Origin of the sequence: Paenibacillus sp. FSL K6-1217 (assembly GCF_045040735.1) — a bacterium.
GTDB lineage: Bacteria > Bacillota > Bacilli > Paenibacillales > Paenibacillaceae > Paenibacillus_AQ.
Genome location: NZ_CP150271.1, coordinates 4,550,914 through 4,568,238 on the forward strand (window position 1 = coordinate 4,550,914; position 17,325 = coordinate 4,568,238).

At 57.8% G+C, this 17,325-nt stretch carries 14 protein-coding genes; 1 reads left to right on the forward strand and 13 read right to left on the reverse strand.

Annotation, left to right across the window (positions count from 1 at the left end; translation table 11 throughout):
* Positions 1 to 3 precede the first annotated feature (3 nt).
* A complete protein-coding gene (locus tag MHH28_RS20085) occupies positions 4 to 936 on the forward strand; it encodes an IS3 family transposase (protein ID WP_405104868.1) in 933 nt (310 codons plus the stop codon).
* Between the two features lie 92 nt (positions 937 to 1,028).
* On the opposite strand, the gene MHH28_RS20090 is transcribed toward MHH28_RS20085, so the two are convergent.
* The 13 genes from MHH28_RS20090 to MHH28_RS20150 all read right to left on the reverse strand — a co-directional run bounded on the left by MHH28_RS20090 (position 1,029) and on the right by MHH28_RS20150 (position 17,323).
* A complete protein-coding gene (locus MHH28_RS20090; protein ID WP_405104870.1) occupies positions 1,029 to 2,306 on the reverse strand; it encodes an L-threonylcarbamoyladenylate synthase in 1,278 nt (425 codons plus the stop codon).
* A gap of 527 nt (positions 2,307 to 2,833) precedes the next feature.
* Positions 2,834 to 3,619: a stage II sporulation protein R gene (gene spoIIR / locus MHH28_RS20095; RefSeq protein ID WP_405104872.1), complete on the reverse strand. Its 786-nt coding sequence runs from the start codon at positions 3,617 to 3,619 to the stop codon at positions 2,834 to 2,836.
* A 107-nt stretch (positions 3,620 to 3,726) separates the two neighbouring features.
* Positions 3,727 to 4,914: an FtsW/RodA/SpoVE family cell cycle protein gene (locus tag MHH28_RS20100; RefSeq protein ID WP_405104874.1), complete on the reverse strand. Its 1,188-nt coding sequence runs from the start codon at positions 4,912 to 4,914 to the stop codon at positions 3,727 to 3,729.
* A gap of 333 nt (positions 4,915 to 5,247) precedes the next feature.
* Positions 5,248 to 6,441: an FtsW/RodA/SpoVE family cell cycle protein gene (locus MHH28_RS20105; RefSeq protein ID WP_405104876.1), complete on the reverse strand. Its 1,194-nt coding sequence runs from the start codon at positions 6,439 to 6,441 to the stop codon at positions 5,248 to 5,250.
* Between the two features lie 607 nt (positions 6,442 to 7,048).
* Complete coding sequence (locus MHH28_RS20110) at positions 7,049 to 8,161, reverse strand: N5-glutamine methyltransferase family protein (RefSeq protein WP_405104878.1); 1,113 nt, start codon at positions 8,159 to 8,161, stop codon at positions 7,049 to 7,051.
* 4 nt (positions 8,162 to 8,165) lie between these two features.
* Positions 8,166 to 9,233 carry a peptide chain release factor 1 gene (prfA, locus tag MHH28_RS20115; protein WP_405104880.1) on the reverse strand — a complete coding sequence of 356 codons (1,068 nt, stop codon included), beginning with the start codon at positions 9,231 to 9,233 and terminating at the stop codon, positions 8,166 to 8,168.
* Between the two features lie 245 nt (positions 9,234 to 9,478).
* A complete protein-coding gene (gene ychF, locus MHH28_RS20120) occupies positions 9,479 to 10,579 on the reverse strand; it encodes a redox-regulated ATPase YchF (RefSeq protein WP_405104881.1) in 1,101 nt (366 codons plus the stop codon).
* A gap of 442 nt (positions 10,580 to 11,021) precedes the next feature.
* On the reverse strand, positions 11,022 to 11,495 hold the full coding sequence (locus MHH28_RS20125) for a GNAT family N-acetyltransferase (RefSeq protein ID WP_405104883.1): 474 nt from the start codon (positions 11,493 to 11,495) through the stop codon (positions 11,022 to 11,024).
* Between the two features lie 47 nt (positions 11,496 to 11,542).
* The gene (gene fni / locus MHH28_RS20130) at positions 11,543 to 12,679 is read right to left on the reverse strand and encodes a type 2 isopentenyl-diphosphate Delta-isomerase (RefSeq protein WP_405117189.1); all 1,137 of its coding nucleotides are present in this window, start codon (positions 12,677 to 12,679) and stop codon (positions 11,543 to 11,545) included.
* Positions 12,680 to 13,205: 526 nt separating this feature from the next.
* Positions 13,206 to 14,681 (reverse strand): phytoene desaturase family protein, encoded by a 1,476-nt coding sequence (locus MHH28_RS20135; RefSeq protein ID WP_405104885.1) that lies wholly within the window; start codon positions 14,679 to 14,681, stop codon positions 13,206 to 13,208.
* Positions 14,678 to 15,832, reverse strand: coding sequence for a glycosyltransferase (locus MHH28_RS20140; protein ID WP_405104887.1), 1,155 nt, complete (start codon positions 15,830 to 15,832; stop codon positions 14,678 to 14,680). Before MHH28_RS20140 ends, MHH28_RS20135 begins: the two co-directional genes overlap by 4 nt.
* Positions 15,829 to 16,569, reverse strand: coding sequence for a lysophospholipid acyltransferase family protein (locus tag MHH28_RS20145; RefSeq protein WP_405104889.1), 741 nt, complete (start codon positions 16,567 to 16,569; stop codon positions 15,829 to 15,831). The genes MHH28_RS20140 and MHH28_RS20145 overlap by 4 nt, the downstream gene beginning before the upstream one ends.
* A complete protein-coding gene (locus tag MHH28_RS20150; RefSeq protein WP_405104891.1) occupies positions 16,538 to 17,323 on the reverse strand; it encodes a carotenoid biosynthesis protein in 786 nt (261 codons plus the stop codon). Before MHH28_RS20150 ends, MHH28_RS20145 begins: the two co-directional genes overlap by 32 nt.
* Between the last annotated feature and the right edge of the window lie 2 nt (positions 17,324 to 17,325).

The following is a 17,325-nucleotide window of genomic DNA, read 5'->3' on the forward strand; positions in this document are numbered from 1 at the left end:
GAGATGTTCATTAAGCAGGGATATTCCGCAGCGTTGGTACTACGTCTCATCGGGCTCGCAGAGTCCACGTACTACGACCGTAAGAAACGCAAGTCACAGGATGCACAGGCCGTACTCCAGGGGCGCGGAAGACCCGTACCCGGCTACTCTCTGACCGAATCGGGAGAGAAGATTAGCGACGAGCAGATCCAGGAAATGCTCCTGGAACTGGTCGCTGGAGAAGAGCACGTGTACGGGTACAAGCTGCTGGCCAAGTGCTTGTGGAACCAGCACCAGCTGAGGCTCAATCACAAGAAAAGCTACCGGCTATGTCAGGCGCTGGAGATCCTGCAGCCCCAGCGTCAGAAGCGCTTTAAGCATCCCCGGAAGTTGCCGGAGAACCGAGTCATTACCGGCCCGGGCCAGCTCTGGCAGATGGACATTAAATACGGATATGTGGCAGGACGGGACCGGCATTTCTTCGTTCTGAGCATTATCGATGTGTTTACCCGGGTCATCGTCGGTTATCACCGCGGATCGTCGTGTGAGGCCAAGCACGCCTGCCAGACGCTGGGACGCGCCATGGAGCAACACTGCGCCCCTGGCAGCGCGCGCCCGGTGATCCGCACCGACAACGGCCCCCAGTTCGTCAGCCATCTGTTTGGCGACATGTGTGAAAGCTGGGAAATGACCCATGAACGCATTCCGCCTCGAACGCCGGATTTAAATGCTTTTATTGAATCGTTCCACAGTAATATCGATCGGGATTTGTTCCGCAAAGAGGCCTTCGACACGTTCGAAGAGGCCTATGAAGCGGTGGACCGGTACATGGACTTTTACAACAATCGCAGAATGCATACGAGTCTTCGCAACATGCCGCCAGCTACCTTTGCGGAGTGGGTCCTGACCCTAGAAGACCGCTCCAGCTTCTTCTGGCCGAGAGAAAAAGCGAAATAAAGAGCAAGACTACGACAAGTACTGATTTTATATGGAGGACTCCGGGATAAGGGGGTCGCACCGGGAATGAATGGGGGGATAATAATTCGGCGTTAGTCTGCGTCGATCACCGTTTCTCCGGCGGCTTTCATCAGCCGGTTCATGATGGCTGCGCCGAGGCCCGTGACCGGGCAGGCCTCGGCCAGGATGTACGTTGCCCCCGCTTCATCGAAACGCCGCAAGGCAGCATACAGGAAGCGGGCGGCCTCCTCCGGCGAGGCGAGCGAGCCGAGAGACACCGTGCAGGCGGCCGGGTCGGCGGGATACAGGGCCCTATGCTCCTCGAAGAGGAGCAGGCCCGTGATCTCGCCCGCCCGCTGCGCCGCCCGCAGCAGCCCCGCGGCGGTCTCCGCCACGCGCTGCGCGGAGGAGCCGCGCACTATGCCAAGCGCGCCGCGCGGGGCATAGTGCGTGTACTTCATGCCCGGCGCGCGCGGCGCCGGGCTGTCGCCTGCGGCCGCCTGCGATGCAGCGCCGGCTTCGCCGCCGCCGGGCGCAGCTGCCGGCGGCACAGGCACGGACCCGCCGCCGGATGCACCGGCAGGCGTGTCCGCCCCGGCGGCCGGCTTCGCCGCGGCCGCAGCAGTGCCCGTCACCGCCGCGAGCTGCTCGGCGGTGATGCCCCCGGGACGGAGCACCGCTACCGTCCCGTCCGGCTGCACCTGTACCACGGTCGACTCCAGGCCGACCCCGGCCGCGCCGCCGTCCAGAACCCCGCCGATATATCCGGCGAGGTCTTCCAGCACATGGGCGGCCAGCGTCGGACTCGGCCGCCCGGAGCGGTTGGCGCTGGGCGCGGCCACCGGACAATCCGCCGCGCGCAGCAGCGCCAGCGCTACCGGATGATCCGGCATGCGCACGCCGACCGTATCCAGGCCTGCCGTGACCAGCGGCGAGAGAACGCCGGGACGGACCGGCAGCACCAGCGTCAGCGGGCCGGGCCAGAAGGCGCCGATCAGCGCCGAGGCCACCGGATGCACCTCTGTCACCAGGCGGTCAAGATCCTCCCGCCGGGCAATATGCACGATCAGCGGGTTATCCGAGGGACGGCCTTTGGCTGCGAACACCGCTTCTACCGCTGCGGTATTCCGCGCATCCGCGCCCAGCCCGTACACCGTCTCCGTCGGAAAGGCCACCGTCTCCCCGCTCCGCAGCAGCGCTGCCGCTTCCGAGATCTGGCCGAGGTCGCTCCCGCTCACCGGCAACCCGGCAGAATTCCCCGTGCCGCCATCCGTCCCTTCCTTGCCGGCATCCAGGCTCCAGTACAAGGTCGACTCTATATGACCGCTGCGGCGCTGGGCCGCGAACGGTGAATGCTTATCTTCTGTCATCTAACATCACTAGCTTTCTGATTGAATTATTACGCAAGTGGAAACGGCCTTGCCGTCCTTTATTATAGCGCGAAGCATATAAATTCTTATCTTTGCACAAAGTCATCCTAACGGATGACTAGGATTACCTTCACGCCAGCACAATGTATACTGTTTTTCACATACATTTGGTCCATACGCCTGCATGGTAGTCAATGTATGCTGTTTTTGGCATACATTTGGGCCATACTCCTTCACGCCAGCATAATGTATGCTGTTTTTCACATACATTCGGGCATTCGCCTCCTATGCCAGCACAATGTATACTGTTTTTCACATACATTTGGTCCATAAGGCCCTGTGCCAGCTTATTGCATTCGGTTTTAGGCAGCTTGTCCACAACAGGAGGAATCTATAGTTTACTATACGACCAAAAACGGCCCCATCAGGCGGAGCCGCTTCTGCTCAAGTTCTGCAATCATCGTACCATATCCGACGCGAAAACTGTAGAATCTATACTGCGCTTACGCCATGCTTCACAGGGACATTCAGGCGAACAGCCCGCAGATCCAGCTCCAAATATTCTTCAGCAGCTCCCATACGAAGAACTTCACCTTTGGTGCCTCAGCCTGATCACCTGTGTTTCCTTCCTTGTTAGCGGAATCTGAGAGACTAGAGGCTGCCCCTTGTGCTGTTCCATCCGCAGCCTTCACCTTCGCACCGTCTCCCGCCGCCTTGGCCGAGACCTTAACCGCATCCTTAGCTCCTGCTGCAGCAGCCGGTTCCGCAGCCGCATCCCCTGTCCCCGCATCGATGAAGCAGAGCGGCGGGAACAGCACACACCACCAGTTCTGCCCTTTGCCTGCTCCAAGCGTGACCCGCACAGCCTCGTATTCTCCGGCAGGGTAGACCCGGCCGCCATACATTTTGGTTGGAAAAGGAACCGTGCCCAGCTCCACCTGATAGCCGTATTCAATCCCCCGCTGCGCAAGCTCTCTGCCCACCAGCTCATTCAGCTCCGGCAGATGATTGCGTATCAGGGCGCGGGCCTGTTCCAGACTCTGCGGATCTTCCAGCCCGGCCACCCACTGGTTGATCTGTTCCACCACGCGGTCACGAATCTGGCGCTTGACCAGCTGATCCCCGGTACCATCCGAATTGGCCAGAATACGCAGGCGGATCGACTCCTGCGGGATCGATACCTCCGCTACAGCGGCATCGCTTTTTTGCCCTTCCCAGGCCATCATCAGAATCATAAAAAAACAAATTAAAATGGCAGTATACTTAAAAGTAATCCGCAAGGAATCCCCTTGCTCCAGCTTATCATTCTCCATCTTCCGCAGCCCCTCTCCCTCTGAACCTCTTATGTTCCCAGTATGTCCAGGAATGAGAGACTGCAAACCTAGTAATCTATGATTAATGAAGTAGGGAGGGCGGATGCCTAGCTTTTGGGCAAAAGAGAGTGGCCCGGCTGCGGCAGCGGGAGATCATCCTCCGCATCCTGCCCGTAGAGCCGTACGCTCATCGCTATCCCCATACAGGCCATATTAATCAGCAGCGAGGTCCCGCCGTAGCTGATGAACGGCAGGGTAATCCCCGTCAGCGGCATCAGCCCGATCATGGCCCCGATATTCTCCAGAATCTGATAGAGCAGCATCGCCACGATCCCGACAATCAGGAGCGGCCCGCCGCGGTCTCTGCATTCCAGCGCAATCACAATTAATCTGTGGATCAGGATAAAAAAGAGCATCAGCAGAGCCGCTGCGCCCAGGAAGCCGAACTCTTCCCCAATCTGCACAAAAATCGATTCCGAATACAGATACGGCACACGGTTGCTCTGTACTGAGCTCCCCTGCAGATAACCTTCTCCGTCCAGCCCGCCGGAACCAATGGCCGTCTGGGCATTTTTGGTCTGATAACTCGCAGTGCTGCTGGCCAGCTCGGGCACCAGCCAAGGATCGAAACGTCTGACGAAATGATCCCGGCCCAGCGTTTTCTCAATGAAATCAACCGTCTGTTCGTGATAATGGATATAGCACAGGATGAAGCCCAGAATCGCCCCGCCCGCGATAACGAGACCGATCAGCGCATGCGAGAATCTGATATGGCCCACCCATAGCAGGCCAAGCAGGATGACGAGATAACTGAGCGCATTGCCCAGATCATTCTGGACGATGACCATCGCACACGGCAGCAATGCAATCAGACCCAGCGGCACGACATCGCGCCAGAACTGGAGCCGGATTTTATTTTTGCGGACAAGCACGGTGGTCAGAAAAATAATCAGAACCAGCTTAAACAGCTCCGCCGGCTGAATACTGAGTTCCCCGATGCCAATCCAGCCCTGCGCGCCGTTCTTCACCTTGCCGATGAAGCTGACCAGCACCAGAATGCCAATTCCAAGGATATAAATATACAGCCCGTAACGGACCAAGAGGCGGTAATCGAACAGGGTAAGCAGGGCGAACGCAACAAAGCCCACCGCATAATACTTAAGCATATTCATATGCATGCCGTCCAGGCGTTCTCTTCCGTGAGTTACGCTATAAATGGAGAAGATACTGATTCCCATCAGCACAATCAAAATAAGCACAATGCTGCCGTCTATTCTTTTGATTCTCTGCAACATAAGGAATAACCCCTTGCCCTCTCCGGATTAAGAATACGCCCGCTGTAACAAGCCCAGGCTGCAATCCACTAATTTCCATTGTAATGCAACTGGGAGCTTTTATTCAAATTTTCTAATTCTGCATAGCTGATCCACTTCACCCGAGCGGCCTTCCTTATCATCCTATTGCACAAGTGGAAACGGCATTGCCGTCCTTTGTAAGGACGGTACCGTTTCAGCGAGAAAGATAAGGATAACGATAGCGCGAAGCATATAAATTCTTATCTTTTAAAAAAATACCGGAACCCTTCGTAAACGAAGAATTCCGGTATTGATAAAGCTATTCTTAACAGGTCAGCTTCTCTTGGCAGGGGCAGCGGAAGAATACAGCGCATGACTCGGCAGATCCTCCTCCACCTCCTGGCCATGCAGACGCACGCTCATTACAAGCCCTATGCTCGCCATATTGATCAGCAGTGAGGTCCCCCCGAAGCTGATGAACGGCAGCGTAATCCCCGTCAGCGGCATCAGGCCGAGGAAGGCCCCGATATTCTCGAAGATCTGGTACAGCAGCATCGCCACCACCCCGACGATCAGGAACGGCCCGCCCCTGTCCTTGCACTCCAGTGCAATGAGAATCATCCGGTGAATGAGGATAAAGTACAGCAGCAGCACCAGCGCCGACCCGACAAAGCCGTACTCCTCCGCAATCTGTACAAAAATAGAGTCCGAATAGGTGTATGGCACACGGTCGGTCTGCACCGAGCTTCCCGTCATATAGCCTTCACCGCTCATTCCGCCGGAGGCGATAGCCATTTTGGCGTTCTTTGTATGGTAGATCGCTTTGGCCGTCGCCTTATCCGGCACCAGCCATGGATCGAAGCGCTCGATCCAGTGCGAGCGTTTGATATCTGTCAGGAAATCCTTAATTTCATCGTGATAATGAATATAGCTCATAATTCCAGCTGCCGCAGAGCCGCCTATCACCAGCAGCCCGATCAGCGCATGGGTGAATTTGATATTGCCGATCCACAGAAGACCGATCAGAATAACGATGTAAGAGAGCGCATTCCCAAGGTCATTCTGGCTGATCACGATGACAAACGGCAGGAGACTGAATAAGCCCAGCGGGACCACATCACGCCAGAACAACAGCTTATTCTTATTCTTGCGGACAAGCACAGCCGCCAGGAACAGAATCAGAATCAGCTTGAACAGCTCGGCCGGCTGAAGACTGAAGCTTGAGCCGAACTTGATCCATCCTTGTGCACCATTCTGCTCAGTGCCGACAAAACTGACCAGCACCAGAATGCCTATCCCCGTGACGTACACATACAGCGCATATTTTACAAGCAGGCGATAATCCAGGAACGTCAGCCCGATAAAGGCGATGAAGCCCATGATATAGAATTTGATCATCTTAATGTGCGAGCCGTCCAGCCTGTCGCGCCCGTGGGTCACACTGTATATGGAGAAAATGCTGACCACCATCAGCAGTACAAGAATCACCAGGATGACGCCGTCAATCTTTTTAATCTTCTGAAGCATATTCTGTCTCCTTACTCAGTACTGGTTCTTCCCGTTCTTGCCTCCCGGCCGCAGCCCAGGCAGAAGTTCCGTCATGTCTATTGTAAAGGAAGGGGCCGCGTAAATACAATTCACCAAAGTTTGGCGCTTTTCTGCTCCACCGGAGGGAGAGGCCACTGTACGCACCGTTCACTCCAGAAGTTTCTCATAAAGCACTGCCTATCCTTGGTTAACAGGAGCAACGGACAGTAGAGGACAGAGCAGCCCTTATTTGTGCCAAAAGCGCTGTTTCGGCATGTTTATCGGACTCCAGGGACGTTATTTACTGATTTTGCTGCCCGAATGGCACATTGAAGGGAAATAACGTCCCCTCCGTCCGCAAAAGTGACGAAATTCCCGCTGCTATAGGATATAGCGTCTTCTCGGTCCGTAAGGAACGGGCGCATGACTAGACGGCGGTCCGTTCCTCACCTCTTGTGGAGTAATATGGGGGACTCGCCATCGTAACGTGGCGCAGAATCGGTGGCTAATGCTGGCTCCCCAGCCAAAAACATTCCGGCGGCAGCTGAAGCTCCCACGGGTCCAGTCTCCATCTCCGCCCTCGCTCTTCAAGCGGCCAGCCGGTTGGTTACATCGGCCCGCTGCCGCCTGTCCGCTGGCGTGCAATCCCCAGCACATGCCGGGGAATCCCGGCGAGATCATCGATGGTGATGATCTCGTCCCAATGTCCGGCTGCCCGCAGCAGTCCGGCTACCTGCTCGGCCTGCCCCTGGCCGAGCTCAAAGCCGACCAGGCGCGGCGGAGCCGGGAGCAGCGGCAGCTGCTCCATCATGCGGCGGTACGGGTCCAGCCCGTCCCCGCCGCCGTCCAGCGCCGTGCGCGGCTCATGATCGCGCACCTCGCGCTGCAGCCCGGCGATGTCGCCGCCGGGAATGTACGGCGGGTTGGAGACGAGGATATCCGTCTCCAGCCCCGCGAACGGCTCGAGCAGATCGCCGAGCCGCAGGTCCACTGCCGTGCCGTGCCGCTGCGCATTGCGCCGGGCCACGGCCAGCGCGCCGGGCGAGATATCGCCGGCGCAGACCCGCCACGCCGGCGCTTCCGCCGCCAGCGTGACGGAGATCGCTCCGCTGCCGGCGCCGATATCGACGGCGGTCAGCGGCCGTGCGGCGTCGGCTGCGCCCGCGCCGCTCTCCCGGCGGGCGGCGCTGCGGCCCGCCCCGCTGTGTGCGGCTGCTTCACCCGCAGCCGCCGTATCTTCCGGTGCGGCTTCGCCCCGCACCGCCCGTGCCTCACCGCCCGCAGCTTGTCCCTGCTCGTCTCCATCACCTTCCGGTGCGGCTTCGCCCCGCACCCCTACCGTTCCGCCCGGCCACAGCTCCGCGCCGTACTTCAGAATCGCCTCGACGAGCAGCTCCGTCTCCGGGCGGGGGATCAATACCTCGGGCGTGACCTCGAAGGCGCGGCCGTAGAATTCCTGCTCGCCTATGATATACTGCACCGGCTCCCCCGCTGCCCGGCGGGACACCAGCGCTTCCCAATCGGCCTTGCGCTCCAGCGGGAAGGGATCGGCCAGCGCCATATAATAAGCCGCCCCGGACAAGCCCAGTACATGCTCCAGCAGGAGCTGGCTGCTGCGCTGCGGCTCACTGATCCCATGTCCGCTCAAAAAAGAAGAAGCCTCCGCAAAGGCTTCCCGGATGCTTTGCACGGCAGGCATGACGTAAGAGTCGTGTTTCAAAGCATTATTCTCCTTTTTCCATCAATTCTGCCTGTTCCGCAATGGACAACGCCGAGATAATCTCGGTAATATCCCCGTTCATCACCTGATCCAGACGGTGGAGGGTCAAGCCGATCCGGTGATCCGTCACACGGCTCTGCGGGAAGTTGTAGGTACGGATACGCTCACTGCGGTCACCGGTTCCCACCTTGCTCTTGCGTTCTCCGGAATATTTCGCTTCCTCTTCCTGACGCTTCAGATCCGAGATCCGGGCACGCAGTACCTGCAGCGCCTTCTCCTTATTGGAGTTCTGGGACTTGCCGTCCTGACAGGTAGCCACGATCCCCGTAGGTACATGGGTTACACGTACTGCCGACTTGGTCGTGTTAACGGACTGTCCGCCCGCGCCGCTTGAACAGAACGTATCGACACGGATATCCTTGTCATGAATCTCAATTTCGAATTCTTCCGCTTCCGGCATTACGGCTACGGTAGAGGTGGAGGTGTGAATACGTCCGCCGGATTCTGTGGTCGGGATGCGCTGCACACGGTGTGCGCCGCTTTCGAATTTCATTTTGCTGTAAGCGCCGCGCCCGTTGATCAGGAAGATCACTTCCTTGAAGCCGCCCAGATCATTCGTGTTCACATCCATCAGTTCCACGCGCCAGCCCTGGGTATCGGCATAACGGGTATACATCCGGTACAGGTCAGAGGCGAACAGAGCCGCTTCGTCTCCGCCGGCTGCGCCGCGGATTTCCACGATTACGTTTTTGTCGTCATTAGGGTCCTTAGGCAGCAGGAGCAGACGAATCTTCTCCTCCAAATGGGCCTGCCGCTCAGACAGCTCATCGATCTCCATCTTGACCATTTCTTTCATTTCATCATCAAGCTTCTCGGCCTGCATCATCTTCGCGGCTTCAAGCTCTTCCATTACGTTCTTATATTCGCTATACGCCTCGAAGGCGGGCTGCAAGTCGGATTGTTCTTTGGAATAGTCCCTCAGTTTCTTACTGTCGCTTGCAACATCCGGGTCACATAGCAGTTCACTGAGTTTCTCATAGCGGTCCGCCAGGGATTGCAATCGGTCCAACAAGGGAATTCACCTCTCCTGATTCAAATTCTTCATTCAATATTACTTTCAATATTACTTTAAATTGTTGCTACAACTGAAGTAGATATACGACTTTATATTATACCACCACAAGCATCAATTGGCTACAGCACCGGCGGCGGGGCGGGGAAATCTTTTGACACAAGGTCCGGATGACGCAAAGAAACCACTCAGCAAGCAAAACCCTCTACTCCTGAATGGCCTCTCTATAATAAGCGGTAAAATGTCTATACGTTGAACCGGAAATGCATAACGTCGCCGTCCTGCACCAGATATTCCTTGCCTTCCAGACGCAGTTGCCCGCGTTCCTTGGCGCCGTTCATTGAACCTGCCGCTACCAGATCGGTGTAAGCTACAACCTCGGCCCGGATGAATCCGCGCTCGAAGTCCGTATGAATCACACCCGCTGCTCCAGGGGCCTTGGTGCCCTTCCGGATAGTCCAGGCACGAACCTCTTGAACGCCCGCCGTGAAATAAGTGTACAGGCCCAGAAGCTTGTAAGCCGCTTTGATCAGACGGTTAAGACCGGATTCCTGCAGACCCAGCTCTTCCAGGAACATATCCTTGTCTTCGCCTTCCAGCTCGGCAATCTCCGCTTCCACCTTGGCACTGATCGGCACCACTTCAGCATTCTCGGCCGCTGCGAATTCGCGGACCTGCTGCACATAAGGGTTCTCCTCGGCAGTTGCCACTTCATCCTCGCCCACATTCGCCGCATACAGCACCGGCTTCAGGGTGAGCAGGTGAAGATCACGCACGATCTGGCGCTCGTCATCGGACAAGTCCAGACTGCGTGCAGGCTGGTCCTGATACAGGGCTTCCTTCACGCGCTCCAGTACTTCAACTTCCTGGGCGTATTTCTTGTCGCCGCCCTTGATATTTTTGCGGGAACGCTCAATCCGCTTCTCCACGCTCTCCAGGTCAGCCAGAATCAGCTCCAGGTTAATCGTCTGGATGTCGCTGATCGGATTCACCTTGCCGTCCACATGGGTCACATTCTCATCGACGAAGCAGCGCACCACATGAACAATGGCATCCACCTCGCGGATATGCGCCAGGAACTTGTTGCCCAGGCCTTCGCCCTTGCTCGCGCCGCGCACCAGTCCGGCAATATCGACGAATTCAAAAGCGGTCGGAACCGTCTTGTTCGGCTGCACCAGCTCTACCAGCTTATTCAGACGTTCGTCCGGTACTTCTACAACCCCCACGTTCGGGTCGATGGTGCAGAACGGATAGTTGGCGGATTCTGCGCCCGCTTGTGTAATTGCATTAAATAATGTCGATTTGCCCACGTTGGGAAGTCCAACGATACCTGCTTTCAAAGCCATTTATATGACAACTCCTATTTTCGGATGGTTTGATCACCGCATGAAATACCGAACTGATCTCAAACCATTATATATTAGAACAAATTCTCCAGCAACAGCGGATGTCAAGGGCGGTCGGACACCATCACCTTATCGGGTAAACATTAAATCACTTGGCGCGGTCCATTGTGTTCGGTTTTCCGCATACATTCGGCACATTCGCCCCACGCCAGCACATTGCGTTCGGTTTTTCGCTTACATCCGCATTTACGTCCGCACACTCTAAATTATGCAAAAAGACTCCCCGGGGGAGTCCCTTTTACTTCCGATTTTGCATCAACGTCCGAAGCCGCAGATAGTGGCACAACATGCTCGTACAGAGAAACATCTCCCTGTCCGCTTGCGGCTTGCCTGAAACCTATACCAGACCTGGAAATACAGTCTGCGGAATTCTGTCTGCGGGCTATAGCGTTTTGGACATCGTGATGTCTGTAACCTGGAAGCCCATTTTCCGGTACAATCCGAAGGCGCGCTCGTTGTGTCCGAAGACATGCAGGCCGATCTTGGCCGCCTTCAGCTTCCGGGCTTCCTCATCCAGCAGGAGCAGCGTCTGCTTGCCGTATCCCCGGCCCTGGAACGGCTCGAAAATATAAATGTCATAGATGAACGCCTCCCGCACCCCGCGGTTCTCGGTCACATTGAACCAGATATAACCCGCTTGGGTTCCCGACACGTCCTCTACTACCGAATAGAAATAAGCTCCCGCCGTATTGAGCCCTTGCGGCAGGTAGCGATTCATCGATTCCTGGGCCTGCGCTAATGCTGTGTCTGCATCCCAAGCACCGGCTTGTACTTTCTCTTCTGCGTAGTCGCGGGTAGATTGCTTCAAGAACGACTGAAATGCGGCTTCGTCCATCGGGACCAATGTAATCGTCATTTGGATACATACCTTCCTTCGGTTCTGATTATAAAAGCAAACCTGGCTCAGCGCCGGACCAGACGCGGCGTTCCGCGCAGCGCTGCAAGGTCCGGCGCGCCGATGCCGAACATCACCGTCTGCAGTTCCAGCTCCACCTGTGCCAGCGCCTGATCCAGCGCCTCCTCGGAGCTGACGGCCGGACCCAGCAGCCCCCGCCCGAAGCCCGCCAGATCCGCGCCAAGGGCCAGCGCCTTGGCAGCATCGACCCCGTGCTTCAGCCCGCCGCTGCCGATCAGCGCGCCGCGCGGGGAGACCGCGCGGACCTCGGCAATGCACTCGGCCGTGGGAATTCCCCAGTCGGCGAAGGCCTCCGCTGCCGCGCGGCGCACCGGATCGATGCTGCGGAACTTCTCTACCTGGCTCCACGAAGTGCCGCCCGCACCGGCCACATCAATGAAGGCAGCGCCCGCCTGATACAGCCGCGCCGCCGTATCGCCGTCTATCCCCCAGCCGACCTCCTTGATCCCCACCGGAATCTCAAGGCTGCGGCATAATGCCTCAATCCGCTTCAGCAGGGAGCCGAAGCCGGTGTCCCCCTCCGGCTGGAATACCTCCTGCAGCCCGTTCAGATGGAGCACCAGCCAGTCGGCTCCGGCAATCTCAACCGCCCGGCGGCATTCCTCTACGCCGAAGCCGTAAGCAAGCTGCACGGCTCCGACATTGGCAATGACCGGAATCGTGGGTGCTTGAGTCCGCACATGGAAGGTGGACGCCAGCTCCGCACGTTCTACAGCCGCACGCACCGAGCCGACTCCAAGCGCCCAGCCCCGGCGCTCCGCCGCTTCGGCCAGCCGCTCGTTAATCTTACCGGTAGCCGCGCTTCCCCCGGTCATGGAGCTGATCAGCAGCGGGGTACGCAGCCTATGCCCTAAGAATTCAGCACTCAGTGAGATCGTATCATAATCCAGCTCCGGCAGGGCGTTATGGCGAAACCGGTACTGCTCGAACCCGGTTGTAATTCCGCTGGCGGCCACATCTTCGTTCAGGCAGAGCCGCACATGCTCAATCTTCCGTTCTCCGGTCCGGGAGTCGGGCAGCAGAGATTGATGTCCGGCAAGGCCAGAGCCTGCTGCCTGCTGCCCCGGCCCGGACGCTGCGCCTGACTGCTCCACAGCGTCCTGCGGCACACCATTTCGCGGCATATCATTCATGCTGTCTTCCTCCATTTCTGCTTCACTATTCTCAAACTATAACAACATCACCCTACGGAGAATGTATGCTGTTTTTCATATACATTCTGCCATACGCCTGTGTGCAAGCACTATGTATGTTGTTTTTCACATACATTCGGCCATACGCCTGCCTGCGAGCACTATGTATGCCGTTTTTCACATACATTCGGCCATACGCCTGCCTGCGAGTACAATGTATGCTGTTTTTCACATACATTCGGCCATACGCCTGTGTGTGAGCACTATGTATGCTGTTTTTCACATACATTCGGCCATACGTCTGCCTGTGAGTACAATGTATGCTGTTTTTCGCATACATTCGCATTCGGACCATGCGCCGTTGTACCTGCCGATTGTATTCGGTTTCTAGCATACATTCAGCAACCAAGTCACTATAAGAGTTATTCATCTACTTGCAACATATCCGTTTCCACAAGTACTTATCATTATAGCACAACGCCGCCCGGCCTTTGAACGCGGGCAGGGTTCTCTCTCTTCATAGATGGCTTGCAATATACTCGCCCACCAGCCTGCCGGACAACGACACGACCGGGGTTCCCCCGCCGGGATGCGTGGTGCCGCCTACATACCACAGCCCCTTCACATCGCTGGAGCGGTTGCCTGGACGGGCAAAGGTCTGCTTCACCGTATTGGAGGATATCCCGTAAATGGCTCCCTGATGCGCCAGCGTATCGCGGGCGATGTCCTGCGGGGTATACCGCTCCAGTACATCCGCTGCGGCCAGCCCTGTAATGCCATGACCCTCCAGTACAGAGATCACCCGCTCCCCATACACAGCACTCTCCTCGCTCCAGTCACAGGCTGGATTCAGATAAGGCGCATTAGCCAGGATGAACAGGTTGCTGCCGCCCGCAGGCGCCATGTCAGGCTCGGAATAACCGGAGTGGCATACATACACTGTCGGCTGCGGCGGCGGACGCTTATGCCCGAAGATATCCTTGAATTCCTGTTCATAGTTCTCCGGGAAAAACACCGTATGATGCAGCAGCTTATCATACGTGCGGGGCACGCCCGCCAGCGTAACCAGCCCGGACAGGGACGGCTCATACGCCTCTATCTTACGGTCCGTCATTCCCGGCCGGACCGGCTCTGGCAGAAGCATCCGGTTGATGCTCAGAACATCGCCACCGGCAATCACGGTCTTGGCCGGATAGAAGCCCTGCGCCGTATCCACACCTTCCACCGCACCGGACACTACGGAAATCCCCGTCACCTCTGTGCCTGTAATCAGCCGCACGCCCAGATTCCGGGCGAGTGCCGAGAGGCCGCTGATTAATTCATAGGTGCCGCCCTCCACCCCGTACACGCCTTCCTGAATCTCCAGATGGCCGAGCATGGCGAAGATGGAGGGGGAACGATACGGCGATGATCCGACATAAGTGGCATAGCGGCCTAGCATAGCCAGCGTATTCGGGTGGCTGAAGTAGCGGAGCAGCAGGTCATGCAGGCTGAGAAAAGGTCTTACGCGCAGCAGATCCCGCACAAGAGAAGGCGACAGCTTATCCTTCCAGGACAGCAGCAGTCTGTGCAGGAACTGCTTCTCGCTGAGCTGGTACAGCCGCGAGGCTTCCGCCAGAAAGTCCGGGAACCGCGCAGCATCTGCCGGGCTGTAGGCGGCCATCTGCTCCCGCATTCTCCCGGTATCCCTGGAGAAATCGACAACCTTGCCGTCTGCGAATACGTTACGGGTACGCGGCTCCAGCTCATAGAGCCGCACATAATCCTCCATGCGGGCTCCAGCAAGCTCATAGAGCGAGCGGAAGACATGGGGCATTGTAATGGTACTTGGACCCCGGTCGAAGGTGTAGCCCCCCGCCTTCACTCGCTGGAGCTTGCCGCCGGGCTGCTGCTGGCGTTCCAGCACGGTGACTTCCCAGCCCGCAGCGGCAAGAGTCACCGCACAGGACAGCCCTCCGAATCCGGCGCCTATGATCACTGCCTTCTGTTTCATCCATACCGCCTTCCTTTCCATTCATAGCCTCCGCGCGGGCGGCTTCCGCGCCAGGACGCCACGGCAATCAGGGACAGACAGAGCATACCGGCCGGAAGAAGGAGGCAGAACCAGACCGGCTGCCGTCCGGCAGCATCACTGGTCCGCTTGACGGCCATACCGGCAAGCAGCGCAGCTGCGGGCCAGAGAGCCGCGCCGGGTGAGCCGCTCAGGCCATAGTACAGAACTGCGGCGGCTGGCAGCACATACAGCGACCAATACACGATAAGCACAGCCAGCAGAAGCACTGGGCTGCGGCCGATACCGGCATAGATATTCTTCCGGTAGCCGCTCCATACCTCCCGGGCATTGTGGTACATCCGCATGTGCACCTGCTCCGTAATATCCATGAGCGCTACTGTCCCGCCTGACCGCTTCACGGCGCGGGCCAGCGCCATATCATCCACCAGCTCGCTGCGGATGGCTGCATGCCCGCCGCAGCTGTCATAGCTGTCCCGGTGAATCAGGATGAAGCCCCCGTGCGCGGCAACAAACCGCGGATCACGGGACGCCCGGACCAGCGGAATGGGCAGGTGGCAGATGATGGTGAAGACCATCAGGGGAACGATCAGCCGCTCCAGCCAGCTTCCTGTATTCTGACGGGGAAAACCCGTGATCATGCCGCCGCCCGCTGCTCCGGCAGCGGAGAGCGCCGCCTGAAGTGCCTTCGGCTGCAGACGGACATCCGCGTCCAGGAACAGCAGCCAGTCTCCGCCTGCCGCCTCCGCAAGCTGGGCGCAGGCATGGGACTTGCCCAGCCAGCCCTCCGGCAGTTCGCATCCCTGCAGAACGCGGACCCTGCCGCCGCCCGCAGCAGCGGCAATAGCCCCCGTGCCGTCAGTCGATGAATCATCCAGTACAATAATCTCCGCCTCGATTCCGCCGGTGCTTGAGGCCAGGACGGAGGTAAGACATTCCCCAATATTATCCGCTTCATTCCGGGCAGGAATCAGCACCGACAAGCGTAAGGCCCGGGAGCCCCCTTGTACGGGCAGCGCCTTCACCGCTCTTGTTCCAGCTGCCCCCAGCTTGGGGAGCTGCGCTGCATTCCATATTGCGAACAATAGCTGAAGCAGCAGAATACCGGTTACAGCCTGAAAGAACATGTTCATCCTCTCCCTCCGCCCGGCCGCAGCAGGTCCAGCCATTCATTCGTTGATCTTCCTCTGCGCAGCAGCGGTCTGAATTCATCCGGCATGTAGCCTTGATGGTTAAGAACCCGGCTGCGGTGTGTCTCCAGTTGGCCGCCAAGAACAGTCTCCAGCGTCCGGGCTATCTCGGAACGGTCCATCTCCGCCCAGGGGAGCAGCTGCGGCGCACCGGCCAGCAGCGTGGCTTCCGGCTTGGTATGCCGGAACAGGCCGTGATATAGCGTTACCGGCACTACGGCAGTCTGCGGACTGAGGCGCAGCGCCAGGGCAGCCCCTTCCTTCAGGCTTAGCGGGCGGTGCTCCAGCGGCCGGATTTCGCCTTCGGGATACATCCAGACACGCTCACCCTTTTGCAGCAGCCCGGCTGTATACCGCAGAGAAGCCCGCGCATCCCCGGCATTGCCGGGGTTAATGGAATACGCGCCGAGCTTTCTGAAGAAGGCATATTTACGGAGCTGCTCCTCTTCCATCATGAAATAATGGCGCTTCCCCAGCAGCTTCCCCACGGCGTGATAGGCCAGCAGGCCGTCCCACCACGAGCTGTGATTCATCAGGTAGAGAATCCCCCGCCCGGCGGTGGCGGCGGGCTCAAGCTCGCCGCTGATACCGATGAAATGGAAATGCCTGCGCAGCAGATACATGGAGTTATAACGGTAGAATAACCAGTCAAACCTTACCGATGGAACGGCTTCCAGCATAGCGCAGACTCCCTTCGGCTAAGAAGGCGCCGGCCCCGGCGATCACCGCACAGGCAGGCAGTCCCTCTGTCAGACTGATTAGGCCGAACAGGATCAGTATCGCCTGATACAGGCGGGTGCCCCGGCGGGCAGCCAGGCGGGTGAACGGCACGGCCGGGAGCAGCATGGACAAGGCTGCGCCTGCAATCAGCCAGCCGCCGAAGTTGCTCCAAGGCACCTGATAGAAGCCCCCGCCGCCTTCCCAGTGCCAGAAGTTCCTGGCATGGGCAACGGGGTCAAGCACCAGATCCATCAGCACCGTCCAGAAGCCCACCTGCACGGCCCGCAGCAGCAGCAGCCGGAGTCCGCGCTGTCCGAAATCATGGCTGATAAGCACAGCATTGCACACAACGGCTATCCAAGCGAAGCCCAGTGTAACCGGCACACCGAATAATAAAGGCCCGAGAATCGAAGAGTAATTATAATCCCCAAACAACCGGCCGGAATGTACGCCCACCCATTCCACCGTCATTCCCCCTAACCAGATTAGCGCCGCAAAATATCCTATCCGCTTGGTAATCCGGCTTCCGGACGAATTGACTGACCAGTCAGACATGAAGGGCTGAAAGTATCCTTTGATTAATAAGTCCAGTGCATATGCGCCATAGAATACGAGAAACAATCCGTTGGAGAACTTCAGGCTATCGGGAATCCCGAGCCAGATCAACAGCAGAGCGCCAATGGTATACCAGATCCAAAATAGGGTTCGGACCATCG